The 24252-nt window shown below is 49.8% G+C and carries 24 protein-coding genes and 1 pseudogene; 4 read left to right on the forward strand and 21 right to left on the reverse strand.

What is annotated here, in order from left to right; translation table 11 throughout:
- The 14 genes and pseudogenes from ABIC22_RS03835 to ABIC22_RS03900 all read right to left on the reverse strand — a co-directional run bounded on the left by ABIC22_RS03835 (position 1) and on the right by ABIC22_RS03900 (position 13388).
- Positions 1-1098: a pyocin knob domain-containing protein gene (locus tag ABIC22_RS03835; protein WP_354478409.1), complete on the reverse strand. Its 1098-nt coding sequence runs from the start codon at positions 1096-1098 to the stop codon at positions 1-3.
- A complete protein-coding gene (locus ABIC22_RS03840) occupies positions 1098-1691 on the reverse strand; it encodes a YmfQ family protein (RefSeq protein ID WP_483312526.1) in 594 nt (197 codons plus the stop codon). Before ABIC22_RS03840 ends, ABIC22_RS03835 begins: the two co-directional genes overlap by 1 nt.
- Positions 1684-2823 carry a baseplate J/gp47 family protein gene (locus tag ABIC22_RS03845; protein WP_354478414.1) on the reverse strand — a complete coding sequence of 380 codons (1140 nt, stop codon included), beginning with the start codon at positions 2821-2823 and terminating at the stop codon, positions 1684-1686. The genes ABIC22_RS03840 and ABIC22_RS03845 overlap by 8 nt, the downstream gene beginning before the upstream one ends.
- A 4-nt stretch (positions 2824-2827) precedes the next feature.
- Complete coding sequence (locus ABIC22_RS03850; RefSeq protein WP_221807191.1) at positions 2828-3283, reverse strand: DUF2634 domain-containing protein; 456 nt, start codon at positions 3281-3283, stop codon at positions 2828-2830.
- A pseudogene (locus ABIC22_RS03855) lies at positions 3276-3687 on the reverse strand (hypothetical protein). The gene ABIC22_RS03850 and the pseudogene ABIC22_RS03855 overlap by 8 nt, the downstream one beginning before the upstream one ends.
- Entirely contained in the window at positions 3680-4666 is a 987-nt protein-coding gene (locus tag ABIC22_RS03860) for an XkdQ/YqbQ family protein (RefSeq protein WP_354478420.1), read from the reverse strand. The pseudogene ABIC22_RS03855 and the gene ABIC22_RS03860 overlap by 8 nt, the downstream one beginning before the upstream one ends.
- On the reverse strand, positions 4663-5292 hold the full coding sequence (locus ABIC22_RS03865) for a LysM peptidoglycan-binding domain-containing protein (RefSeq protein ID WP_354485836.1): 630 nt from the start codon (positions 5290-5292) through the stop codon (positions 4663-4665). The genes ABIC22_RS03860 and ABIC22_RS03865 overlap by 4 nt, the downstream gene beginning before the upstream one ends.
- A 54-nt stretch (positions 5293-5346) precedes the next feature.
- Positions 5347-7152 (reverse strand): hypothetical protein, encoded by a 1806-nt coding sequence (locus ABIC22_RS03870; RefSeq protein WP_354478422.1) that lies wholly within the window; start codon positions 7150-7152, stop codon positions 5347-5349.
- 183 nt (positions 7153-7335) lie between these two features.
- A complete protein-coding gene (locus ABIC22_RS03875) occupies positions 7336-7770 on the reverse strand; it encodes a phage tail assembly chaperone (protein WP_095288941.1) in 435 nt (144 codons plus the stop codon).
- Between the two features lie 164 nt (positions 7771-7934).
- Positions 7935-8342 carry a phage tail tube protein gene (locus tag ABIC22_RS03880; RefSeq protein ID WP_095288940.1) on the reverse strand — a complete coding sequence of 136 codons (408 nt, stop codon included), beginning with the start codon at positions 8340-8342 and terminating at the stop codon, positions 7935-7937.
- A gap of 92 nt (positions 8343-8434) precedes the next feature.
- Complete coding sequence (locus ABIC22_RS03885) at positions 8435-9898, reverse strand: phage tail sheath family protein (RefSeq protein WP_354478425.1); 1464 nt, start codon at positions 9896-9898, stop codon at positions 8435-8437.
- Positions 9898-10098, reverse strand: coding sequence for a YqzN/YkzM domain-containing protein (locus tag ABIC22_RS03890; RefSeq protein ID WP_354478428.1), 201 nt, complete (start codon positions 10096-10098; stop codon positions 9898-9900). Before ABIC22_RS03890 ends, ABIC22_RS03885 begins: the two co-directional genes overlap by 1 nt.
- Before the next feature lie 68 nt (positions 10099-10166).
- A complete protein-coding gene (locus ABIC22_RS03895) occupies positions 10167-11078 on the reverse strand; it encodes a hypothetical protein (RefSeq protein ID WP_354478430.1) in 912 nt (303 codons plus the stop codon).
- A 516-nt stretch (positions 11079-11594) separates the two neighbouring features.
- Entirely contained in the window at positions 11595-13388 is a 1794-nt protein-coding gene (locus ABIC22_RS03900) for a DUF4127 family protein (RefSeq protein ID WP_354478433.1), read from the reverse strand.
- A 394-nt stretch (positions 13389-13782) separates the two neighbouring features.
- On the opposite strand from ABIC22_RS03900, the gene ABIC22_RS03905 reads away from it, so the two are divergent.
- Complete coding sequence (locus ABIC22_RS03905; protein ID WP_354478436.1) at positions 13783-14193, forward strand: hypothetical protein; 411 nt, start codon at positions 13783-13785, stop codon at positions 14191-14193.
- 121 nt (positions 14194-14314) lie between these two features.
- On the opposite strand, the gene ABIC22_RS03910 is transcribed toward ABIC22_RS03905, so the two are convergent.
- The 7 genes from ABIC22_RS03910 to ABIC22_RS03940 form a co-directional block, all read right to left on the reverse strand.
- A complete protein-coding gene (locus ABIC22_RS03910; protein ID WP_354478438.1) occupies positions 14315-15265 on the reverse strand; it encodes a hypothetical protein in 951 nt (316 codons plus the stop codon).
- Between the two features lie 118 nt (positions 15266-15383).
- Positions 15384-16019: a VOC family protein gene (locus ABIC22_RS03915; protein ID WP_354478440.1), complete on the reverse strand. Its 636-nt coding sequence runs from the start codon at positions 16017-16019 to the stop codon at positions 15384-15386.
- An 18-nt stretch (positions 16020-16037) separates the two neighbouring features.
- The gene (locus ABIC22_RS03920) at positions 16038-16493 is read right to left on the reverse strand and encodes a VOC family protein (protein ID WP_354478443.1); all 456 of its coding nucleotides are present in this window, start codon (positions 16491-16493) and stop codon (positions 16038-16040) included.
- Positions 16494-16509: 16 nt separating this feature from the next.
- Entirely contained in the window at positions 16510-17085 is a 576-nt protein-coding gene (locus ABIC22_RS03925) for an NADPH-dependent FMN reductase (protein ID WP_354478446.1), read from the reverse strand.
- A 182-nt stretch (positions 17086-17267) separates the two neighbouring features.
- The gene (locus ABIC22_RS03930) at positions 17268-18005 is read right to left on the reverse strand and encodes a response regulator (protein WP_354478449.1); all 738 of its coding nucleotides are present in this window, start codon (positions 18003-18005) and stop codon (positions 17268-17270) included.
- A 17-nt stretch (positions 18006-18022) separates the two neighbouring features.
- A complete protein-coding gene (locus ABIC22_RS03935) occupies positions 18023-19690 on the reverse strand; it encodes a GAF domain-containing sensor histidine kinase (RefSeq protein WP_354478451.1) in 1668 nt (555 codons plus the stop codon).
- 92 nt (positions 19691-19782) lie between these two features.
- The gene (locus ABIC22_RS03940; RefSeq protein ID WP_154892681.1) at positions 19783-20265 is read right to left on the reverse strand and encodes an ArpU family phage packaging/lysis transcriptional regulator; all 483 of its coding nucleotides are present in this window, start codon (positions 20263-20265) and stop codon (positions 19783-19785) included.
- Between the two features lie 639 nt (positions 20266-20904).
- Here ABIC22_RS03940 and ABIC22_RS03945 point away from each other — a divergent pair.
- From ABIC22_RS03945 to ABIC22_RS03955, 3 genes are all read left to right on the forward strand, one after another.
- Positions 20905-21351, forward strand: a complete 447-nt coding sequence (locus ABIC22_RS03945) for a helix-turn-helix domain-containing protein (RefSeq protein WP_127538077.1) — start codon at positions 20905-20907, stop codon at positions 21349-21351.
- A 42-nt stretch (positions 21352-21393) separates the two neighbouring features.
- Positions 21394-21810, forward strand: coding sequence for an ImmA/IrrE family metallo-endopeptidase (locus ABIC22_RS03950; protein ID WP_095360761.1), 417 nt, complete (start codon positions 21394-21396; stop codon positions 21808-21810).
- Between the two features lie 180 nt (positions 21811-21990).
- Positions 21991-23805, forward strand: a complete 1815-nt coding sequence (locus ABIC22_RS03955) for a 5'-nucleotidase C-terminal domain-containing protein (protein ID WP_354478455.1) — start codon at positions 21991-21993, stop codon at positions 23803-23805.
- Positions 23806-24252: the final 447 nt, after the last annotated feature.

The raw sequence follows: 24252 nt of genomic DNA on the forward strand, positions 1-24252 counted from the left end.
TTACACACCTATTACATTCCAACTGACGGAAATATATTTTGCATTGTAGTGTTGTAAGTCGCTTACCCGAATCTTCAGGTTTTTACTAGAGATATCCCATGAGGCAGAGACGGAGTAATTAAATCTTGCTCCCGACCCTCCCCACAAACCAGTAGCAGATATGTTTCCGGAACTAAATGTACCTCGAGTTGAATCGTAAATTAAGCAAGCGCCACCACTAATGCTACCTGAGTCATAACTCCCACTATTTGTATAGCTTGCGCTTACACTAATATAAACAACTCTGGGTACAAATCCTGTTATATTAAGGTTTGTTACTTCCCTGCTGTATCCAACGGTATCATTCACTTCTACCGAACCGCTACCAGTGAGTATTTGTATATTAGAACTAATGCTATTAATTTTTGACGATAATTGATTGAAAGTATCGCTGCCTGTTGCTGCTACTCCCTTGCCAGTGATGGCGGCTGCGATTGCTGTTTTCCCATCACTGACAGATTGAAAAAGATCGATACTCCAGGCACCCCAAGTTCCATTATTGCAAATGCGCATATAGAACGTAGGAGAAGTGATTGAATCTAATCTAGATGCACGTTGAACGATGTATCCAACATTATCAGAATGAACCATAACCTCAATGTAATACCACTGAGTTGATATATTTCCTAAAGGTCCGTTTATCGGACCAAGACAGTTAAACATACCATTGTAGTTCAAGTTGTTGAGGTCGAATCCGTTAATAAGTCTTTGAACTCTACCATTATCACCGGATAGTTTATGTTTCTGCCATGTCTTCGAATCAACATAAGATTCAGCATCATTCAGCGCCGCCACCCTCGCATCCCTAACTGCCTTCTCCGTCGCAGCCACCGTCTCAGACGTGCCATCCGTCTTACTAGACAACTGTACCTTCCCCTTCTGCGTCAAAGACGCAGAAGGGATATCCATCTGGCTCACCGCTTCACGAAGCGTATCCAAATCGGCCTGTGTCGCGACACCTGCATCTATCTTTTCAAAAATCCCATTAATACTCTCCCGGGTTACGTTCTCGTTGCCCAAGGGAAGAGGTAACTTCAGTCGATCCGTTTCTTGTGGCATTACGCCCACACCTCCAGTTCATTCCACGTCAGGGACGCGGCGTCCAGTTCATCCCAGGTCATCTGTTTGTTGTCCAGATCGTCCCAGATCAGATAGCGATACTCATACTCCACGGCCATGTGGGCCGGTTTCAGTTCATCAATTGCACGTTTGAGATCATCAATATTGGGGGGAATGCCCATCGTATCTACAAAGCTCACCGTAAAGCTCCACGCCTCCGGTTGAAACGTCACATCCACCTTGCCTCCGGCGTACGCCTCAGCCACATTCGCAACAAGTCTTCCGGAAAATGTCCCGGCACCGCGCAGCTTCGACTCCACCACGGCACGTCGTTGCTCCACGGGTTTGAGGCGATCCGTCTCAAGGCCAAGCTCCTGCTCCCAGAAGTCCAGTCCCCACGTCGCCGTACGGACAAAAAACTGATCCAATGTCTCATCCAGTGCCTGATACAGCAGATCCATCTCAGTACCTTTGGACTGCATATCGGACTGCATGACACGGGAAGTTTCATAGTAACTTGGCAAATACGAGAACAGCTCTTTCCCCTTCGGGCTTGTAACCCTAGAAACCATAACTCCTAGCAAACTACTCATGGACATCCACCGCCCCTAGCACCGCCACCTGACTCGCTGTCATCTCGATATTCTGGTCGCTCACTCCGTTTACGGTCAGCTCCGAATAGTCGATAATCGGCGGAATGTCGAGCAAAATTGCTGCAATACGGGTGTAGCGCACAAGTGGATCGGCAAAAGCGAGCTGCTTCAGGTACGCGGTCACCCCGCGTTCGATCAATGCTCGGACATCCGACAAGGTTGCATCACTCGCCAGCGTCAGCTTCACCTCAATGTTCATGGGCACTTCCTCGGCAGGCATGACCGACACCACCGGACCTGCCGGGGCAACGCCTTCACCTTGACCATCCTGCGTCGGGTCCACGTACTTCTGCACGGCCGCCACCAGATCGCTGCCCGCAGCACGTTTGTCCGTATCCAGCAGATACAGTCCTACCGTGCCCGGCCCCTTCCATAACGGAATTACACGTGTTGCGCCAACACCAGGCACTTCACTGGCCCATTGCACATACTGTGCCTTGTTGCCGCTTGTCCCCTGGTTGCGGACTTTGGCATAAAAGCGTTCCAGCAGCGCCGTATCCGCCTCGATGTCCGCACCGCCTTTGATAACGTCCGTGTTCACCACAGACGCCACGCCACTTACCGGTGTAGACAGCACGGTCACGGTGCCAGCCGGCACATTGCTTTCTTTTCCGGCAACGAGCGCTCGTACACCAACTACTCCGAATCCATCTTCTCCAAGCTCTATACTCCCAACGGTCTCGTATTCCAGCGAAGCTTCCCCGGATACTTCATCCGCGAGCGTAGCTACAACTGTACCCGCCGGCACCGCTTTCCCCGGTGTACCCGTGAACTTCACCGTGCCTTGTGCCGCCACAGCTGCCCGCCGGGTAATACCATGCTCTCCAGCCCGCAGATCCAGCTCTTCCGAACGAAAATTCGGGTCACTGCTCGCAGCCGTACTGGCAAACCCTCGCCGAAGCAGCTCCTGCGCCCATAGCGCCGCCTCAGACAGCATAAACGCAACCGGAGCCTCCGCATCCCACAGAAACGATCCCTCCGATTTATCCAGATCCGCGGGCAAACGATCCAGCATGCGCTGCATTATCTGTTCCTCCGTCTGGTCCTCCAAATAACGCGGAATCTCAGCCATCCCGTCAGATCACCTCACTTTCCAGAATAAACATCTCTTCTTGTACACTCGCCACCCGGCATGAGAACATGCACTGCTCTAGATTCCAATCGAACGTGAACTGGTCTACCGAATCTGTGCGTGGATCAGCCAGCAGCGTCTCCGTTACCATTCGGGTAATCTCACTTTCCATCACACCCCGGCTGTCACCCTGACCCACCAGTTCTTCCAGCTCCGAGCCATAGTTCCGGGAGTAAATCACATGTCTGTACCGCGGCGTCTTCACCGCCTTGATGCACCACTGCACCCAGGCTTCCTGCGGACCTGCCGCAGCCACTTTGCCACTTGGGGTCAGCACAAAATCCCCCGCATCGTAATCGAATCGCCAGCTTCGTCCAAAGCGTACCTCTTCCGAAGCCGCACCCGACAGGTCCTCTTCATCTCCCCAGACCACACCCGTTTCCGGGAACAAACTAGGCATTCGCACTCACCACCTTACACAGCACCACAATGTCGTTACCGCCATTTACCCGCATCGCCAGCACACGGTCCCCAGCCTTCAAGCCTTTCCCCAGAGACCATACCGCTTCTTCCACTTCCTCTTCTTGTAAAAGAAACCTTCCCGTGCCCGTCGTTCCGCCGTTCCGCCACATCAGGTATCCCGGAGATCGCGCCAACAGCCTCGCGCTCCGGCAACCCAAGCGTGCCCGGCAGTTCGGCCACGAGATAGTCCTGCACTTCGTGCTTGAAATCATCCAGCTTCACGCCGGACGACGTCATTGTCCCCAGCACCGCGCCCATGCCGCTCACGGCCTGACGGGTATGCGTACTCATCGCGCCCCGCATGACCTCGGCAAAATGCCCATACGGATCTTCCTTATTCAAGGTAATACCTCCTTTTCACCAGCTCCGCCGTGCCCAGCTCCAGCGTCATCGTCCCAGGCCCGGCCGATAGGTCTCGGCTGACTGACATGACGATCAGCTTCAGGCCTTTAAGCAGTACCGCATCACCGGCGCGAATCGTGTTCACATCTGGCGCGGAGACGGTAAAGGTCTCCTGGATGCCTGTCAGCCGACTCTTCGCAAGCTTCTTGGCAGCCCCCGCCGTTTTGACCTGATCGTCCTCGATCAGCTTTTGCAAGGTGCCCAGTTCCTCCACACCATCCTGCTCAATCGCCAGCACTTTCGATGGAACTTCCTTGCCGCTGCTGGATTCCGATGCAGCCATGACTTTAACTTTGGTGACTGCCCCTTCCAGCGTACGCATCTGGGACAGATCGATTAGCCGATCCAGCTCGTACACCTTCACATTGCTGCCTACCTTGAACAGCTGCAGCCCGCCAGGCGTCATTCGGGGATGATACATGTCTCCGCCAGACTTGGCGGTTTCCTTCAGATCCGCAAACATCATCGAAAAGATCGTCTGCGATCGATACACCGCTTTGCCCAGCTTTGTTTTGGTGTCTGGCAGTGTTCCGTATGGAATCTTCCACTCTTTGGCGTACGTTTTGAGCCGCTGCGTGGCGGTTTGGTCTTTGGGCAGAAGAAACTCGTCTTCCGATTTTTCCAGATAGATCATCCGGTCGTACACCGTGAGAGACAGCCGCTTGGTGCCACTGTTCGAGCTTTCCACCTCCCAGATGACCGCAGGATGCAGCAGATGAACCATGGATTTTTCGCCAAAAGGAACCCCACTGATTCGCACCGCCATCCCCGGTGATATTGCAGGCAACCCGGAAGATGCCGACACTGCCAGCCGGATGTTCGCCTGATAGGCAATCTGATCGAGCGAATCCTTCAGCGTAATCGTCTCCACCAGCTTGGTAAGGTCATATTTGTCGTCCACAATAACCTTGTAGGTCATGGCATCACCAGCTTTTGTCCGGACTTGATCCGGTTCGGATTACTGCCAATGGTTTTCACATTGAGCTTGTAGATCTCGTTCCATTTGGAACTGCTGCCCAGCTCAAGCTTTGCAATTTTGGACAGAGAATCGCCAGATTTGACGGTGTACGTCTTACTGCTCTTTTTCAGATCGGTACGAGAACCCGACTTGCTCGCAGATGTTGCTGTACCGACCTTCTCCACTTTGGAATCCCGCCAGGTGCGCAGTGTAATGTCAAAATAAATGTCCTCACTCTCGCCGCCCCGAAAGGTCGTATTGTGCGAGATCAGATACACCGGCACGTTGACCCCTGTGTTGGAAATGATGAAACGAAGTGGTTTTTTGGATACGAGAAACGTATTCAGTATATTCATCGCCACCCGCGGATCAGGTACAGGCTCGTACATGCAGTAGGACGCGTCATATTCTTTTGGAAAAAAAGAAGAGAAGGTGATCTCCTTCACCTTCTCTCCCTGTGCAAAATCAAATTCGCCATACTCCAGCATATTGATCGTTTCGTACCCTTTGGACCTTGATATCGTGAGCTCTTCCGGCTTCACCGGGAATCGGAACGATGTCGTCCCGTCCTTCAGGGTGAATTCCATTTGGATTCCTTCCACGTTGTCTTTAATTACACTCATAACAGGCCTCCTTTCTGCTTAGGCCATAATGGTTTTACGGTTTTCCATCGCACGGCGGAACTCTCCCGAAATTCGCTGTCCAACTTGATGCGAGAGCGCATCGTAGTCGATGGCATTTTCACGGACAGTCACCTGCACAGCCCCTTGAGGCACGTTGACGGCGATCTGGTTGGTCGTTTCGGTTTTAAAATCCTTAAGGTAACCTGCCAGACTGCTCATCTGGTCTTCTGAAATTTGTACCGTCATCGTAGACGATTTGCCATTCGACTGAGAACCGTTACCGAGCGCCATTGCTTGGGACTGCATCACACTAGTTCCCATAAGAGCGGCAGTCGTGGATTGACTGCCCATGCTGTTCGTATAAGCCATAGGCCCGGTTATGGTGAGCGCAGATGGAATATAAGCCGGGGGCATCGAGGGACCACCAGTGGGTACTGGAGTTGGGTTAGCAACGGTTGTAGCTGAGACGGTTTTTTCTTCTTTTTTGGAACCAAAACCGAAGAAATCGGATATACCACTTACCATGCTCTTCGTTTTTTCAGAAACAAAATCGGCTGCAGTCGACAACGCTTTACCTGCACCTTCCGTAGCGTTGGACATAAAGTTTCCAATATCTTTGGCCTTGTCCCCGATCCAGCCTCCCGCGGAACTGCCGGCCCATCCACCTAATGCACCCCCAATATACGTGCCGATCCCAGGTAAAATAAAACTGCCAATGGCGCTACCAATCGCGGTACCAGCAGTTCCACCGATCATGGATCCGACTGCTCTGCCTCGTTCCTCAGGAGGTGCAGTGGCAACATTCGCTACATCGGCAAGCATGCTAATGGGTCCAAGAAGTTTACCCGCTCCCTTTGCGAGGCCCCCGCTCAGTTTGCTGAACAAACCATTGCCCGGAGACATATTGGACATTGGCGAACCTGAGGGAGCATTTGCGCTAAATCCGAACCGATTCGGATTCAGTTTTTGATCAAAGTCCACTTTCAGCTTCTTCTGTTCAGCGTCAGAGATGTTGGTTATGATTTTTTTCGCAGGATCAGAAGCAGGCGTTTTTGCAGTTCCAGTCGCACGTTCTTGGTAGGACTTGGAACCACTCTTGTAAGGACCTTTTTTTCCTCCCTCTGTTGCGGCTACAGTTTTAGCACTCCCACCACTTGCACTTTTGGTTTTGCCACCTTTAGCTCCGCCTTTTGAAAGCCTTCCTACCAAACTTCCGCCGGAGCAGCAGCAACATTGTGAAGTACTGCTTGAACTTGATTTCCCTTTGGATTTTTCATAGAAGAACTTAACACCTTTCCCAAACTTTCCGAGTAAGTCTGTTGCATTATTTAATGGATCAAGAAAATCATTACTTTTTTGTGCCATTTCCCGTATCCAACTAATTTCTTCTTCCTTCGGCGCGTTCTTTATCGTATTATTATTGCTCCCAATGTTCAGAGACAGCGAAGGCCCGCTCGATGCCGGACTCAGCTTCCCCATCGCCACTTCAACCTTTTGCTTCACCTCCACCGACACCGTTCCCGAAGCCTTCACCATCTGGTTTCGGAAACTATTCAGTTTCGCCAGTGCACGGTCCAATGCCGGACTTAATTGATCATCCAAACCGATCTTCGGTGTGATTCGCAGCCTGCTTAACCGAACAGCCGTACTATAGATGCTTTCCAGCCTGCGTCCGGTTGTTCTCAGTTCATTGTTCACTTTGATCAGACTCTGATATCGAACTCTGCCCAGACGCTCGGTCGAACGCTGAATCTGATCCAGATAACGGACGGTCGTACGCATCTCCGCGTTGGATTTGGATAAACCAACAATCATTTCTGCCATTCCTTTCACCTCCTGTCCAAACTAATTATCGATTCATCTGCGAAGTCAGCGCTGCCATCTCCTCTTCCGAGAACGCAATCAACAGCGAGCGTTCGCCTCGTGGTAGAGCCCAAAACTCTCCGGGACGAAGATGGTGACGAACCCACATGTGATACAGGAACGTAGTCATCCCGCCGGAGTGAATCAGTTTTTTAGGTCTTCAATCTCCACACCGAAGCCGGATAGCTCCAACACCTTGTCGCCTACAGCATCCAGTTCACCCGCAAGCAGCATGCGGCGAACCGCCTGTTCTCCACCGGACAGCTTCATACGGCCTGTGATACGGTTATCTCCCCATCCGGACAGTTCCAGACCGCGGACATTCATTTTCACCGTGGCTTCGGAGATCAGCAGTGCGTTAAAGGTTTCGGTATCTACCTTCTCCTCGGTACGTCCTTTTGTCGTTTTACGGATAGTACAGCGTTCGCGAATCTGATCCACTTTGGAGGACGTCAGTCCACGCAGGGTCAACAGCAGATCCAGGCGCTGAATGCGCACATTTTCTTCCGGCAAACGTTCTGCTGCTTCAAACAGCTGATCCAGAATCTGTTCTTCAGACATGTTTTCATTCATACTCATAGGGTGCAGTCTCCTTCTCATTTCACAATTGGATAACTCATCTCAACAATTAGGGACAACAAATAGACCGAGATTCCTCAGCCTGCATGTGTGCCCCTATTTTGTTAAGTCAACTTGCTCATCTGCTCGATCAGACAAATTTCATTATGGATTCAGTCCAGATCTTAGTTGGCAACAATCGGATTCAACAGTTCAAATCCTTCAAACGTAAAACCTGTTTCCTCCGGTACTTCCTCACCCGCTGTCCAGTTTGCGAGCTGAATTTTGTCCACCATGCAGCCTTTCAGCAGAACACTCTCATGTCCATACGACTCTGGATCGTCCAGTTTCGAGATGATTTGGAACTTGGTAAACCCGCGCTGGATCATGTCCGAAGTAACCTTATAACCTGTCATTGTGCCTGTTCCTTTTTTCGCACCATTTTTGTGAACTTTCCAGTCATTGCCGACCAGATTCAGCTCACGTTTTTCAATTTCCACACTGGCTTCCAGCTTGTTAATATTCGTCTGCCACACCCCATCCATATGCAGCTGACCATGGGTACCGAGAATAACTCTTGATGCATCCAACATGTACAATTCCTCCTTGGGATCTTTTCAAATGAAAAAACGAATTCAACTCATAACTAACTAAGGAAAGCTCTCGCCCTGCTCTTCTACACTACTTATTGCACGTAAAATGTACCAAACAACTGCTCCATCACATCGGTCAGCTTCACATTCCACTGCAGGAATACCTGATCTGCCTCCGGTTTCAGGATCGGGGCTGCGCCATAATAGGCTGGGTCGAGAATGACATCATATCCCTCAGCCTCAATCACATTGCTCTGTGCAAGCAGCGCAAGATAGGCCTTCATTGCACCGATCAGCGCCTGGCGACCCTCCTCGGTATTGTTTACTTTCCCGATATACGTATCTTCTGCAGAACGCTGCAAGTCTGTGTTAATCGCATCCATCACACGAATGGAACGGATTTTTTTCCACGCATTATTTTGCCCGGCAGCAGGGGTCACGAGTGTGTTTACACCGCGAAGCGCCTTCACCTGGCGGCCATCATGGAAGAAAATAAATACGCCATTCTGTACTGCCTGCTCCTGTTCTGCACGAGTCCAGCGACGAGTGACGTCATCGAACGGAGTAGGTGCATATGTTGTGGATTCATTCAGACGTTGTCCAGCGATGAGACCCGCGACATAAGCGGATGTTTCCGCTGAACTGTAGTACGCATCCCCTAGACGCACACCGGTACCCACATTGATCACACCTTCGTGATTCAAAGTCAGTGAACGTGTAGCAGCCTTCTGAGCAGCAGCTGCAGACGTATCATCTGCAATGGAACCGCCAAATACAGCCATAACCGGTTTACCTTCACTGCGTACACGTTTCACCCAAGCCGCGAAGCTTGCCAGCATAGGCACATCTGCCGAATGATCCAATGCCAATACATCGAATTGCTCGCCTTCCAGCGCACCCTGCACAGCAATATACTCCGCGTTGGTCAGGTCATCATTACCGCTGGCACCACCTTTGAAAGCCGCACCCGACACGGTGGCAACCACACCCGTACCATCGCCAATCGCTTGAGCCGTTACCCACTCATTGCGCTCATCCTCATTGATCTGTTTGGCTAGAGATGCTGCCGAGATATCCGCGGTCAGGAGTGCATACAGCATCCGATTCCCTTCAAAAAGACGCACTTCATGCTTCGTGTTATCAATTACACCCGGCTGAATGGTGACATAGAATCCGTTCGCACGATCTCCCGGATACTTGGCATCCAGCTGCAGTACGTCCGCATCGCTGCTGTCCTTCAACGTTAGACTGGCTGCTTTTGCCGTGGCACCTGCTACCCGATAGGCCAGCAGCTTTTTCGGACCACCCAGCAGAGCGAGCTTCAAGGAAGTATAGGCTGTCCCATTATCCAGCGTATGTGCGGAGAAAATACGTTCAATCGCCGCTTCGCTTCCGACTTCTACGAAGGTTCCCACCGGCCCCCAGTTCGCCTTGATCGGAACGACAACCGTTCCCCGATTGCCAGCCTGAATGGCTGAAGATGCTGCCGCCTGAAAATTCATATATAAGCCCGGAAGGACCGGACGATTCGTTTGCTCCCATGTTCCGCCTGCCATTATACCTTCACCTTCGCTTTCATAAATTGGTTGATTCGTACTTGCGTTTCCTCAATGGAAAACGTCTGCTGCGCTGCTTCGTACAGCGCACCATGCAGCACCTCTGCCTTAACGGCAAAGAGGGCTTCCGCATGATTCATCAGTTCCGCCCGCGTATATTGCGGGTCAGCCTGTTTGCTTTTTTTCGCGGTGCTTGCCATTGCCATTCACCTCATCTTTAAGTTACGGATGCTTTTCCAACCTCGGGACAGTTCCTTGCCATTCCTGACTATTCGATTCCCTTACTGTGATGAATCTCGCGGATCAATGGCACATCCGTCCCCGGACGACGAATTCGCTGCTGCAGCGTCAGACGAATCTGCCCGTTCAGGTAGGCATCTGCCTGCATATCAGCTGAAGCTTCCTCCACCGTCAGGTACCGGGTATTCTCTGTTTTCGCCAGAGCAATACGGGGCTGTACAGCCAGTTGTTCGACCAGACGTGTAACGGTATGACGGGTGACGCCTTCACCTGCAGCAACAACATGTCCCGTAAACTGCTTTCGTATCTCCAGCGCCGAAGTGCCGGCTGCAGCTGAGCTGTAACCCGTCAATCTCCACAGCACGGAAGGTGTCTCATAACCTCCGGGCCAGACGTCAGCATACACGGACCATTCGGAACCAAGCGCTGACTGTGTCCAGTCCTGAAGCGCAGCCATCCAGGAATCCGGTGTACCTGGAGCAGTATGGTCATTGGTGGATTCAGGAATATACATCCCGAACCGCAGACTTCGCGTCATCATGCCTGATCCGGTGTCCACCCGGTCGCAGTCGGATGAACCGAAATAGATGCAGGTAAACGCTGCACCATTCTCATCCTCCAGCCGCACCTGATGAAGTCCTTTTACCAGCTCCGCAGACCACGTTTCCAGCTGTTCTGCTCCTCCATCTTCCGGGCGAACGTACGGAGAGATTTTAATAATTCGTCGGTACCCTGCCCAAGCAGACTTTGGTACTTCTTCAGCAAAGGCGACGACCGCACAAGGCCCTGTCAGAACCTCACCCTGTGCAGGCACATCCAGCACCCGGCCATCCCATGCCGGAACGAGTGCTGCAAGCTTTTGCTTCAGCGTCTGTCTCACAGCCACACTCATTTGGTTTGTCCCTGTAACTGTAATGTTTGTTTCACTTTGGATAGACACATTCATCTCGCCCCCTTCAGCTGCACGTTTGTCATCTGCTCGCATGATGCAGCGGCCATGCGGCAGCCCATGACTCCCCCTTGATCTCAGTGACTGAGTAAATGATAAATACCGAGATCAATGCCGGACACGATTCACCGCATCAAAAAGACCGGCCTCTTGGCCGGTCTGTACATAAGCGTATGAGCTTTCGGTGTGTGTCCGTTTGCGATTGATCCGATAATACAATCTTACACCCTTTTCTCCCTAGCGCGGACGGTGAATCGGTTGACTTCAGTGTGGTTTAAGGCGTATCTTGGGCGGAAAAAAGACGAGTCCACGTTTCTCACAATATCAGATGAACTGAAACATTTACACGAGAACGGAGGGTGCAGAATCAGTCTGGAGAAGCAGAGCGGTCGCGTTTATCACCGGATTTTTCCCTTTAGAGAAGGGAATCACCAAAAGCCGGGGATAACAGTGATCGTAAGATGGTTCTGCAATCGTAGTGGTCTAGTGTAAAGTTTATAGGTCACATTATTTCAACGTAACTTGCGGACTCAACGTAATTTCAAATGCACGTCCCCAGATGAAATCCGGATTGGCATAGTCGAGTGCAGCACTGCAATATTTCGCATACAACACATCACAGTCGCGGATTTGCTTGATCGCCACATTACCTTGGGCAAAGGCTGTTTTGCTTGCGAGACCCGCGGTGTACGTCTGCATTAGATCCCGAAGCAGTGTTTGCAGGTGAGCATAATCTTCCTCGGAATTGAACAGCACCATATTCTGGTCCGCAAGGGTAGCCACATTGGTATAGAGCGCATGAGCTCTGGAGTACGTGCGGATATCCGCGATCGCTACAGCTTTATAGTAGTAGTCTTTCAGGAACCGTTTGAACAGCAATGATCCATGCGCATCAACAGCTTCGTGAAGAGCAGAAGCGCGTTTTTCTGTGGTGACAAAAGCATATCGGGATTGTCCCATGCCTACCGCAAGGCCAATCTTGTTCCCCGGTGTATTCCAGGCGCTGTAACCCAGTACCCGGCCGGTGTACGGACTGTTCAGCAGGGCTTCCGCTACATCCACATTCGCTGGTCCTTTTCCGACAAAATCAATCAGCACCGCCGGCAATCCTTGCTCACTAATGCTCGTCAGCCGTTCAACCGCGGCTTGGACCTGATCCAGCGCCGTAATCGCAATAATCTCGATATCCACACCTGGTTTTGGTCCCGGCTTTCCTGAGGGCCCGTTGGTCATGCGATCCACTTCCGAGGACATGTCAAGCGAAGTGGTTCCCTCAGCATCTCCTGGGTAAGCCGCATCCGCTACCAGCACCCCGCCTACAATATCAATATGGCGAGCTACATTCTCGTGAACGTCCATATACTCATAGGTATTAATAATTGTGGAGCCGTGAGGGCCATAATAATTTACAGCGTAACGTGTTTTTGCGCCGCCTCGCAGCAGCTGATTCGCCATCCGCGCGACAAGGGCATGACCGAGACCGTCCGCATCCGGAAGGATGATGGCCCGTTCGGGATTTTGTCCGTCAGTTCCCCCCAGCCATTCTTTAATTCGTGCTTCAACATAGTTAATCTCGTTAATCTGAACCCCCTGTGTATTCGCATCGTCGACACCTACAGCAAGGAAATCAATGTATCCTTTGCGGGCCAACTGATCCAGAATGTACAGGTTTGTTTTGAACTTGTGCTGTCTGGTGTTGTAGTACTGCTCTTTGTTGAAGAAAGTCGTTTCACCATACTCCACACCATCTGGCGACAGGTTGTAGCCGTTAATAATGTCCTCAAACTCGGTATAAGCCTGACGCGGCTGCTGCATGAGTGCACGGGACTCGTTGTAGGCGTCAAGCGCAAGGCCGTCTGCAAATGAAGTGGTCGCCAGACGCATTACCGTATCCATGACATATACCGGTTTGCGTGGATATTTCTCCTTGATGACTTGAATCACATTGAGCAGACGCGTCGTTTCTTCATCGTAGTTCGGGTAGGCGTCTCCTCCGTCTTCCCGAAGCTGACGACTGCCAATCAAACCGCCGTAGGCCAGCATATCAGACGAGATAATGAATCCATCGACTTGAGCAGCATGCTGCAGAATAAACGTATAAATGTTGGTCGGGATACCATACGTAGGTGCAGATGTGCCGAGCAGTGTTGTGCCTTCTGTCGTTTTTTCCGAATCGAGACGGTTTTGAATATCACCCAGGTTCGGCGTAACGATATGGATGCCTGCTGCCTTCCCTTGAACAATGACGTCATCCAAGTTAGCCGGGCGGTCATCCAGTGGAACATACAATACGGTTTTCATATCATGTAACCTCCTGTTTATTAAATTCTGTCTTACATAAGTACCCGATTAGAGCAAGCTCACCATCACCGCATCAAAAAACCGGCCCCCAGGCCGGCTGTACATTAGCGTATGTGCTATCGGCTGTGTCCCTTGCTGCTAATCCGATAATACAATCTTACACCCTTTTTCCTGCTCTGCTGACGGTGAAAGGTACGGTTTCCGTCTGATTGTGGTCGCCCTCCGGGAGGTAAAAAGTCGGTTCCAGGTAATCTCTGTTACGATCATCAAACATTATGCTTATATTGTACGTTTAGTACATATAAACAAGACCGTATAAAGGGTGGATATCATGAAAACATCGGATTGGTTCTATTTGTGGATAGCTATACCCTGTTATATGGCAGGGCCCATAATGTACACCATGACTATGTACATTCTCTATCAGGAAACGAACGTATGGACTGTCCCCCTTCTTGGATGGACTGCTGCAACATTTTCGTCCGTTGTTATACTGTTTTATCTGCTTACAGTTATCCTCTTACGTTTGCTGAAGATCTATTTCTTTTGGCTGCAAACACTGCTCTATATGCTCCTATCCCTCATCCCCGTGTATATGACTACTGTTCTTATGGGTTCAGGTACTTCCGGGCTGCCAGGACTTTCTTTTCCATTTACACCTGAAGGCATCCCATTATTAGTGTTCTGGGAGAGTATCGCAGTTATGAGTTCCTGGGGTGTCTGGGCTGCTCACAATCCTTCCATTAAACGTCTCTTCTTACTCTTCTCCGGTGTCATTCTTATCCTGTTTATCCTAGAGTTCTAGCCTCGTTAAAACCAAAAAAGAGCACCAGCCATTTCAGGCAGTGCTCTTCATCATTTATATGTTTGCTATCGTTCACTATGCATCCTTTAATGCCATGAGCGAGCGTCTTAACATTTTATACTTAAGCAATAATATACCGGAAATTCTCCCAGCTCTCCGGGAATGAATTGCCGTTTCTTGTATGATGATAGAAGCTGAACGGAAATTTGAACACATGGCCTGCGTTCCAATCGCGGGATCTTCGGTCGGTGAGCCAGTATTCCAGCTCGTGCGGCAGAGCCGTCGAACGTTCGGCAGGAACGAGCGGCAGCACGTCAACCGGAGATTGCAATGTCCACTGTCCATCTTCACTTACCGCTTCCCGGCTCAATCGAAGGGCCTTTATCATCGTCAGGAACGGTGGAATTCCTTTGTGGAACAGTGCCGGATAACCCAGCTCATGCAAGATATTGAGTGCATGGCCGTAGGTCAGCATATGACCGATCAGATCATGATGGGACTCGGCCTGATAGATCGCCGGGAAAGCCCCCAGCTCATCCAGAATCAACCGGGACAGCTGCTCCGGTCCTTCAATACGAGGAAATTCATCCGTATCATCTATCTTCAGACTGCGGATTTCCTTAACCGTTGTGTTCAGCCACGATCTGCCCGGTATGGTCTTCTCAAATGAATCGATCAGCTCCACCATCCGTTCAATATCCTGCTCTGTGCCCCAGCCATCCAGCTCGCGAATGGCTTTCAGCGTAAGGGCGCCATAGATTGCTTGGTGTCCAACCCAGTGAAGTTCTCCAATCGTACGATCCAGCGCTTCTGTGATCCGCGCCTCGGCTTCTTCCCGTTCGAGTATTTCACCACGGGCAGATTGTGGCTCCTGATCTACTCCGTGTTTGCGAAGCATGGCTTTCGCCTCTGCGGTAACGCTGCCCGCCGCAAGGGAAGACAGACGATTTTCCCGAACCCAGAAATAAGCGGCTATTGCTCCTGCTCCATAGTGGGCATGCCAGAGGTCACCTGTACGCTCCCGACTCGAAACGATGACCCTCAGACCCTCTTCCAACAAACGTCGATCCATAACGTCATCACTCCTTCACCGAATTTAAATTTATTACACCATGTTTACATTGTGCTTACTTCTATAAAATGAATCAAATCGTGCATATATGCCCGTTTCGCTTCCCAGATTCAATCATTTACCCAAACTGTAGTCTGCCGACACCTTGTACGACAACTTCGAGCGGGAATCGTTGTGCTTTTTGCTCCGAGAAGAACCAGATCCGTTCCTTTTTCACCACAATAAACAGACCATTCACGTCTCCGACCGGGGCAAAGGTTTCACTTATCGCTCCCCATTGGTTTAAGCCCATTTGCCCCAATTCTCCCACCGTGGACAATACGTCCTCTGATACAAGCCCCACCTCGCACACTTGCAGCAGATCCTCCGCCGAGAAAGGACGTTCACTCTTATGATGGGTGTTGTGATGAGCAATCAGCTCCAGAATGTTACCAGCAGGATCCTCGAAATAGAGCGAATGGGAATTCCAGTTCTCTGAAAAGGTTTCATCCTCTCCATCCTGCGTATTGAGCTCTACCCGTGCCGCTGCCCAGGCTTTGGCCTCCTGAAAACGATTCTTAGGAATCATCCAGGCAAAGTGATAGAAGGGCACGTGCTCCGTCTCGTTGTGTACAAATTTCATTTTTGTGCATCCGATCTGCAATGTGAATGAAGAATCGGAGTCATCGGCCACCTTCAGTCCGAGCGTATCCCTATAGAAATGTTTAATCTCAGCCAAACGAGATGTGTGCAGCTTCACTTCTTCAAATAGCATCTGACTGCCTCCTCTCGATCACGCCCGTCCGTGCATCTTCTCCCATGTACTCCATGGCACCATACCCAGCTCCGGCTTCGCTTCATCCGGAAGCATGGATATGAATTCAAGAGAATGACCATCCGGGTCCGTGAAATATACCGATACAGCCGGCATCCAGCCGAATACATACAGCTCACCGATATCATCATCAAGGAAGTTGTGCGTCGTAATCCCTTTACCCTCAAGATATGTGACAGCATGCTTCATGTCTTCCAGCGATACGTGAAAGGCAAAATGCTGACGCTGCACCAGCTCCGGTTCTTTTTCCCACAGCCCCAGCATCGAATTCCCCGCTCCACCAATCCAGTAAAATGAGTTACCGCGATCCTTCTGCCCGTAAGCATGTGGCAAACCGAGAATCTTTTCATAAAAGTGATGTGACCTCTCCAGATTCGTTACATTCAAATGTGTTTCAAATATGCCTTTAATCATGTTCATTACCTCTTTCTCAGCTTTCGGATGATTTCCGTGCAGATGTTAATGTCTGGGCCAGGCTCAGGAACGAACCAATCACTCGCTGAATCCGGTCCTCAATGTCCTGGCTGCCTTCATATTCCTCATATCCGTCAAAGGTTGCTTCAAACCGCCTGCGCTGCGCACCCCCAATGGAGATCCATTCCTGTGCATTAATCCCGTGCAGATTGCGAACGATAGCCTGCAGCTGCAAAAGAGAACTAACCCCCACCGCTCCTCCCGCTGAGCTGATCGACAAGACCGGTTTGCCGCTAAAGTGAGCCTGGCTCAGATGATCCAGCGCATTTTTGAGCACCCCGCTGATGCTGCCGTGATACTCTGGCGTTGATAAAATAATGGCGTCCGCCGCGAGCATGCGCGAGTTCAGCTCTGCCAGGTTGTGATCCTCTGCCTGCTTCTCATCCGGTGCGTAGAATGGAACGGGTGTCTGATACAGATCAAACAGGCTCGCCTCATGACCCTCGTTGCGCATGACTTCGACCGCATATTCCCCTAAACGTGTACTGGTTGCATTCTTTCGGTTGCTTCCTGCCAATACGATGATCTTCATCTATGTCACGCTCCTGCCTGTTTTTGGTTGGTATTCCATGATCAACCTTCATCTCTTCTGTCTCTATCTTACCTTGCTTCTTCTTCCATATCGTCAGCAGATAGACTTAACTTGCAACACAAAAAAACTCAACCTTTCGGTTGAGTTTCTACGACTTTAGGCTGAGAAGGGGCTCGAATCAATCAGACCCAGCCGTTCTTCACGGCATGGATTGCTGCTTGCGTACGATCGGCCAATCCCAATTTATCCAGCAGATGACTGACATGTGTTTTTACCGTTTTCTCTGTTATTACGAGCTGAACCGCAATCTCCTTGTTGCTGAGTCCCCGTGCAATAAGGGCCAATACCTCTTGCTCTCGGCGGGTCAGCGCATCCAGACTCGGCGAAGTTTCATCGCTTTGTAAAGGTAAAGGCTGCTTAAGCTTCTCATAATTCTGAACTTTCCCGTATGCTGCTGAATCTGTGCGTACAGTATCCTGCGCTTCTAATGGTATGTCAGATGAAGCCATCACATGCATTAACTGGCCGGCCGCGGCAGGATGAAGCTGGGCCTGTCCTGCATGCACATTCCTTATCGCAACAGCAAGATCCTCGGGTTCAATATCCTTCATCAGATACCCTTTGACCCCAGCCCGCACGGCAGGAATAACGTGATCCTGATCCGAAAACGACGTAAGTACAATAACGCGAATTCCAGGCAAAATCGTACGCAGGCGTCTGGCGGTTTCGATCCCGTCCAGCACAGGCATATGCAGATCCATGAGCACCACATCGGGCTGCAGCTTCTCTGCCTGTTCAATCGCCTCCTGCCCATTGGATGCTTCCCCCACCACTTTCATATCCGTCTGTGTGGACAAAAACACGTGAAGTCCACGTCTTACCATAGCATGATCATCTGCCAACAAAATCGTAATCGGCATGTTGTCTCCCCCTGACATTAACCCAATTCGGACGGGAGTGGAATAACTACCGTTACCGATGTTCCCGTACGGGATGAACTTATAAGCTCCAGCTTGCCTCCCAGCGACTGCGCCCGCTCTTTCATTATGGACAGACCCAGTGAACGGGCAGGCAGGGGTTGCTTTCTTTTGGCTCCCCCTTTTCCCCGATCCTTAATAATGAACACGGCTTCGGTATCCCCTAGCTGGAGAGTGATATCTGCTGCTGTAACTTCCGCATGTTTACGTACATTATTCAGGGCTTCCTGTCCAATTCGCCATAACCCCTCTTCTATACTGCGAGGCAGGCTGCGCATGCCGGTTCGGTTAACGACGACCTGCAGCCCCTGACTCGTACCATACTCCTGCAGTGCACTTAGCAGACCGGATTCGAGTCCGGCGGGACGAAGCTGCATGATCAGCGCACGCATTTCCTTCAGAGCTTCTTGAGATAACGAACGGATATCTCTCATGGCTTCAGCCGCCGGATGCAGTTCTGCTGTACCGGATAACATGCTCTCTGCTCCCTTGGCGGTCAACGAGAGCGAGAACAATATTTGGTTTACCGAATCATGCAGATCCCGAGCCAATCGGTTTCGCTCCTCCAGACGGGTTAATTCACGGCGCTTCTCGACGAGTCTCAGACTTTCCCAAGAAGCTGTAATATGTTCTGCCAGCGCATCCATAACCTCACGGTCTGACAGAAGAGAATCCATTTCCGAACCAAGCTGGGCGACCAGCACGGCTGTTTCCCCGGGAGGGCTGAGTGGTATGGCAGCAGCCAGACCTGAAGACATAACGGAATCGGGAGGCATGCCGCAAACCTGAGACAATTCTACCATCTCGGATGCTGACAATATTTCGGCGCGATGTGATTGAATCACACGTTGTAGTAGGCGATCCGTCTCCGGTGGTATCTCGTTAACTAGCAATGAGTCTTCCAAGGCACTGGCATGCGCCGTTTGTATGCGTAGAGCTTCATTTTTTTGAGCTATCAGAGCGACAAAAGGCCATTCGTAATGCTGTCCAAGCAGCTTGACCACTGTCCTGGCCATATCGTCAGCATTGCTGCACTCGTTCAGTTCCAGCCCCAGCGCTCTGCTGAACTCCCCCAGCCTGGCATACTGATCCGCTCTTCTCTGCTCGCCGCGATATAATCGCATGCGCTCCATGGCACTTCCAATTTGATAGGCTACGGCCTGCAGAAGCGCCAGCTCCCCTTCACTAAAATGCTCTTTGCCTGGTGCTGCAACGTTGAGCAATCCGATCATTTTCTCACCCGATCGCAGCGGAACCGTTGCATGATGGGTGATGTCACGCGTGTCTCCCCACTGATGCTCCGTGGCATCCTCAAGCCGTTTGCAGTTAATAATGTTGACGGCATTATCGAGTCTACCATCCCGGAAACGGTTTACACACCAGCATGTTCCACAGCGCATGGGCTCCTTGTCTTGATGAAGCAGAGCCGGCGGCAGGTTATAGTCCGATACACATGAATATTCTCCGCCCTCACGAATGAGAAATACCCAGCCTGTCGTAAGTCCCGTCAGCTCCAGCAGCTTGCCTACTACCGTATCCAGCATCGGGCTCAGATCATTGGATGTGTTCAGCGTCTCCGCAATGGTTTTCAGCGTGTACATTTCCTGCATTCCGGAATCTTGCGGCATGCGGATTTCTCTCCTTTGTTCCATCGAAGTGTTGTTGTTTCATTATTGTATACAATCATTTCAGGAGTTTAAAGGACGAACTTCCAATCGTTTTAACCGAGCTTTTGGCGGCTCTTGCGGGATATGGACAGCGGCTCCACATTGATCAGTCCCCGATCGGATAAGGCAAGGGCCATTTTATAGAAGGCACGGGTTCTGATTTTGGTATACGTATCCTTGCTCACAGGCGGATCAAATACATGGTTGTACACCTTGTAATCAAACACGTCATCATCTTTCAGGTACCGTTCACAAACGAGTATCCGTTCCTTCTCACTCAGACGAGACACGATATAATCAATTGTATCGCAATACGCCTGACGTGCACGCTGTACATCCACATTGTAGATCGCCGTTCTGGCAGTTGAATCCCCTGTGACATTGGTCGGCCCATGGAAACGCTCCGTGTAACTCGCCGTGACCATGACCTCACGTTCTTCAAAGGCAATCGTTTTATAAATTCGGTATTTCTCCAGCGCAGCCTCCACAGCCGTTTGCGTTTTGCGTCGATCCAGTTCAGGCAGCAATAATTCCATATTCATTCTCCTCCTTAAGGGTTTGGTCTAAAATAAAACACGCTAAACTTCACTTCTTTTATGAGTGTTATACAGTCTTTTCAGAGAAATAACGGCCATTGTCCAGGTCCTTTGCGTTGCCTTTTGGAATCACTTCCGCAGGGCACCATACCTCGAGGCTTTCGGTTTCCAGTACATACAAATCGTTCAAATTTAATGTTATGTTCGTATTCTGTTCGTATTTCTATTTGAGGATACCACTTATTGGAGATTAGAGTAAACCTTCATTTTGGGTCATTTTGACGATAAAATAAAACCCTCGCTCCTATTTTCTATACCTTTTGGCATAATTGTTTCAATTCCCTTTACCTAATGGTATATATACGTTATAGTACAGATAATTACAGATCTCTCGTATGAGCATGAATTTTTATAGCTTAAGATGGTTACCATTTCACCGTTAACGGAGAGGGCAGAAATAACCTGAAGAAGCGTTAGCGGTCACGTTTATCACCGGATTTCTCCCTTTAGAAAAGGGAATAAGGAAATCTGGGGATAACAGTGATCGGAAGGTTGTTCTGCCTGCGGAGTGCCCCGGTGTAAATAGAATTTCTTAATCTATCATTCAGTTACTTATACGAATTGAAGGAGTTGGCATGAATTGTGGAGCACGCTTTTGGTCCTTATCTGAAACAGCTGCGGGAACAGCAGAGCTATAGCATCAATCAGCTCGCCGAAGCAGCAGGAATCAGCAACTCACAAATTTCACGCATTGAAAATGGAGTCCGCGGTGTTCCGAAACCAGCCACGATCCGCAAATTGGCAGATGCCCTCTCCGTCCCCTATGCCGACATGATGAAACAGGCAGGGTATATTGAGGCAGCAAATGCAGCAAGTGAAGCTCAGGACATTCCCGAATGGGCAACGTACAAAGACCGACGTGATTTCAAGAAAATGCTTGAGGACGAAGACGATCTGATGTTTGACGGGATTCCACTGGATGACGAAGACAAAAAACGTATCAAGGATGTGCTGACCGGACTGTTCTGGGAAGCCAAGCAGATGAACAAACGCAAGAAAAACGATGAACCGGACAGCCGCCAATGAGGCATGGAAAGCTGATTACAATGAAGCAGCAGGTGAGATGATATGGACGAGATGGTAACAAAGCTGATTCGAAAACACCGGACCAACTGCCCCTTCAGCATTGCCAGAGCCATTGGAATACAGATCCGTTTCACCAATCTGGGCAAGTCTACCAAAGGGCTGTATTTCCGCAAGCTCCGCCGCAGATTTATTGTCATTCACAGTGAACTTCCGCCGGAATGGCAGCGGTTTGTATGCGCTCATGAACTTGGACACGACCGATTGCACAAAGGCATCAATCGTTTCTTTTTGGAGGAACACTCCTATTTTGCTCCCGGCAAGCTGGAAAGACAGGCCAATCGTTTTGCCATTCAATTATTGACCTCGGGAGTCATGCCGGAACCTGATGAATCCCTGGAGAAATTCTGTTTACGTACAGGACTGCCGCGCGAAGCGCAGCATTTTTTTTACTCTATATAAGAACATACGTTTCATTCAACTGAGCGTTAACTTTATTTCCCAGCCAGTCGATTAGATGTCACTTTCAGGTTACCTATTTTTACGTAAATCACGAGATTTCCTAATCATAGTCTGCTAAAATACAATTTGAGCTGTGCGAGAGCTCAGGCAGATCATATTTTTGGGAGGGTACAGATTCATATGAAAATCTGGAAGACTTACGTTTCACTTCTGCTAACGGCTTGCTTACTGTTTGGCAGTGTAGGAATTGCGGCCGCTGCAACGGATACAACTCCGGGCACGGGTAAACACATTACGATTCTACATACGAATGACACACATGCACGTGCAGTTGAAGCTTCGCCTGCAATGGGCTATGCCAAAGTGGCAGGGATTGCTGACAAATACCGCAGCGAGAATCCAAATACCCTTTTGCTTGATGCAGGGGATGCTGTGCATGGTACTACCTTTGCAACACTCGTGAATGGCGAGAGTATCGTCAAAGTCATGAATGAAATGGGCTACCAGGCCATCGTTCCGGGTAACCACGAATTCAACTACGGCTCCGAGCACCTCGTCGAACTTGCGGACATGATGAATTTTCCAATGCTCAGTGCCAACGTGAAGAAAAAAGACGGAACTCGTCTTTTCGATCCATATCTTATTAAAGAAGTTGACGGTGTCAAAATCGGAATCATCGCACTGACTACACCTGAAACCATGTACAAAACCAATCCAAAAAATGTTGAAGGTCTTGATATTACTGACCCAGCTGCGGAAGCCAAAATTCTGGTGAACGAAATTCGCAGCAAAGTAGATGTAGTAGTTGTTCTGGGACACCTTGGACAAGATGCTTCCAGTACAGACACTAGCTTCAAAGTGGTAAAAGAAGTTCCGGGTATTGATGTATTCATCGACGGTCACAGCCACACCATCCTCCAGGATGGTCTCGTATCCGACAACGGAACATTGATCGCGAGTGCCGGAGAGTACACCAACTTCGTAGGTGTCATCGATCTGTGGGTAGACGGTGGCAAGGTAACGAAGAAACAAGCTACGCTGATTGATGAAACAGAAGCCAAAGATATTAAACCGAATGAGAAAGTAGCAGCACTCGTGAACTCCATTCAAAAAGAACAAGAACCTATTCTTAAAGAAGAAGTGGCCAATACAGCAATCCTGCTTGATGGTAAACGCGAACAAGTCCGTGCTGGCGAGACAAACCTAGGTGACCTGCTCGCAGATGCCCTTCGTGATGTCAGCAATGCAGATATTGCACTTACGAACGGCGGCGGTATCCGTGCTTCCATTGAAAAAGGTATCGTAACCAAAGGCGACATTATCACTGTACTTCCTTTTGGTAATCAGGTTGTAACGCTTGATGTAAAAGGCTCTGACGTTCTGGCAGCTCTTGAAAACGGCGTAGCCTCCTATCCGGAACCAAGCGGTGGTTTCCCGCAAGTATCTGGCATGACGTTCAGTATCGATACTTCAGCTGCTGAAGGCAGCCGTGTACATTCCGTGACAATTGGCGGCAAAGCTCTTGATCCTGAAGCCACGTATACACTGGCTACAAACGATTTCACAGCCGTTGGCGGTGACGAGTACACCATGTTCAACAAATACACCATCTCCGGCATGTACGGTGCAATGGACGAAGCACTGATTGAATACATGCAGAAGCTTGGCGCTGTAGACATCAAAACAGATGGCCGAATCAAGGAAGCAAAAACACCTGTAGTTGAACCGGAAGCTCCAGAGACAGAGACACCGGCTCCAACTACACCGAAGCCAGAAACGCCAAAACCGGTAACACCAAAACCAGAAACACCTTCAAAACCGACACCAAACAAACCAGCTCCTGCCAAAGTATATGTTGTAAAATCCGGAGACTCCCTGTACTCCATCTCCAAAAAATACAACACAACCTGGCAAGCGCTGCAAAAGTTGAACAGCATCAAAAATCCTCACTGGATTTATCCTGGTCAACAACTGAAGCTGCCTGCTGCTTCTTAAGCAAACCAATATTTGAATAGTGTGACCCGCTCCACAGATCGAATGAATCAGAAGTAATGATAGCAGTATCGGAAAAAGGGTGTTCCTTAAGCCAATCTGGCTGAAGGAGCACCCTTTCTGCTTCTCATTTTAGAAGCAACCATTTATCTTTCCCTTGTGAGCCTTTTAGGCAAAAACGATTAAAATACCTTTGCGGCAAAAATAAATCCTCAAACCTACTCTATCGTACATACACTCTCTGAGTCCCTAATCGTGAACTATAGAAAATATGCGCATAATTGCCACTGCTGCGCGATTTGTTCGCTTTCCAGACGAACATAATATACAAAAATGCTTTGCATATTTGCACCTCTTTCCATACTTCAACCCAATCAGCGGAACGTGTACTTTTCAAAAAAGTTAAAATGCATTATACACATTAGTAAAGAGTAGTCATTTTGTACGGCA

Origin of the sequence: Paenibacillus sp. PvP094, from assembly GCF_040546835.1 — a bacterium.
GTDB lineage: Bacteria > Bacillota > Bacilli > Paenibacillales > Paenibacillaceae > Paenibacillus > Paenibacillus illinoisensis.

Bases quoted from the DNA above. Each gene is read 5' to 3' on its own strand.
- ABIC22_RS03835 (WP_354478409.1), bottom strand. From the start codon at position 1,098: ATGCCACAAGAAACGGATCGACTGAAGTTACCTCTTCCCTTGGGCAAC.
- ABIC22_RS03840 (WP_483312526.1), bottom strand. From the start codon at position 1,691: ATGAGTAGTTTGCTAGGAGTTATGGTTTCTAGGGTTACAAGCCCGAAG.
- ABIC22_RS03845 (WP_354478414.1), bottom strand. From the start codon at position 2,823: ATGGCTGAGATTCCGCGTTATTTGGAGGACCAGACGGAGGAACAGATA.
- ABIC22_RS03850 (WP_221807191.1), bottom strand. From the start codon at position 3,283: ATGCCTAGTTTGTTCCCGGAAACGGGTGTGGTCTGGGGAGATGAAGAG.
- ABIC22_RS03860 (WP_354478420.1), bottom strand. From the start codon at position 4,666: ATGACCTACAAGGTTATTGTGGACGACAAATATGACCTTACCAAGCTG.
- ABIC22_RS03865 (WP_354485836.1), bottom strand. From the start codon at position 5,292: ATGGAATTCACCCTGAAGGACGGGACGACATCGTTCCGATTCCCGGTG.
- ABIC22_RS03870 (WP_354478422.1), bottom strand. From the start codon at position 7,152: ATGGCAGAAATGATTGTTGGTTTATCCAAATCCAACGCGGAGATGCGT.
- ABIC22_RS03875 (WP_095288941.1), bottom strand. From the start codon at position 7,770: ATGAGTATGAATGAAAACATGTCTGAAGAACAGATTCTGGATCAGCTG.
- ABIC22_RS03880 (WP_095288940.1), bottom strand. From the start codon at position 8,342: ATGTTGGATGCATCAAGAGTTATTCTCGGTACCCATGGTCAGCTGCAT.
- ABIC22_RS03885 (WP_354478425.1), bottom strand. From the start codon at position 9,898: ATGGCAGGCGGAACATGGGAGCAAACGAATCGTCCGGTCCTTCCGGGC.
- ABIC22_RS03890 (WP_354478428.1), bottom strand. From the start codon at position 10,098: ATGGCAAGCACCGCGAAAAAAAGCAAACAGGCTGACCCGCAATATACG.
- ABIC22_RS03900 (WP_354478433.1), bottom strand. From the start codon at position 13,388: ATGAAAACCGTATTGTATGTTCCACTGGATGACCGCCCGGCTAACTTG.
- ABIC22_RS03905 (WP_354478436.1), top strand. From the start codon at position 13,783: ATGTACACCATGACTATGTACATTCTCTATCAGGAAACGAACGTATGG.
- ABIC22_RS03910 (WP_354478438.1), bottom strand. From the start codon at position 15,265: ATGGATCGACGTTTGTTGGAAGAGGGTCTGAGGGTCATCGTTTCGAGT.
- ABIC22_RS03915 (WP_354478440.1), bottom strand. From the start codon at position 16,019: ATGCTATTTGAAGAAGTGAAGCTGCACACATCTCGTTTGGCTGAGATT.
- ABIC22_RS03920 (WP_354478443.1), bottom strand. From the start codon at position 16,493: ATGATTAAAGGCATATTTGAAACACATTTGAATGTAACGAATCTGGAG.
- ABIC22_RS03925 (WP_354478446.1), bottom strand. From the start codon at position 17,085: ATGAAGATCATCGTATTGGCAGGAAGCAACCGAAAGAATGCAACCAGT.
- ABIC22_RS03930 (WP_354478449.1), bottom strand. From the start codon at position 18,005: ATGCCGATTACGATTTTGTTGGCAGATGATCATGCTATGGTAAGACGT.
- ABIC22_RS03935 (WP_354478451.1), bottom strand. From the start codon at position 19,690: ATGCCGCAAGATTCCGGAATGCAGGAAATGTACACGCTGAAAACCATT.
- ABIC22_RS03940 (WP_154892681.1), bottom strand. From the start codon at position 20,265: ATGGAATTATTGCTGCCTGAACTGGATCGACGCAAAACGCAAACGGCT.
- ABIC22_RS03950 (WP_095360761.1), top strand. From the start codon at position 21,394: ATGGACGAGATGGTAACAAAGCTGATTCGAAAACACCGGACCAACTGC.
- ABIC22_RS03955 (WP_354478455.1), top strand. From the start codon at position 21,991: ATGAAAATCTGGAAGACTTACGTTTCACTTCTGCTAACGGCTTGCTTA.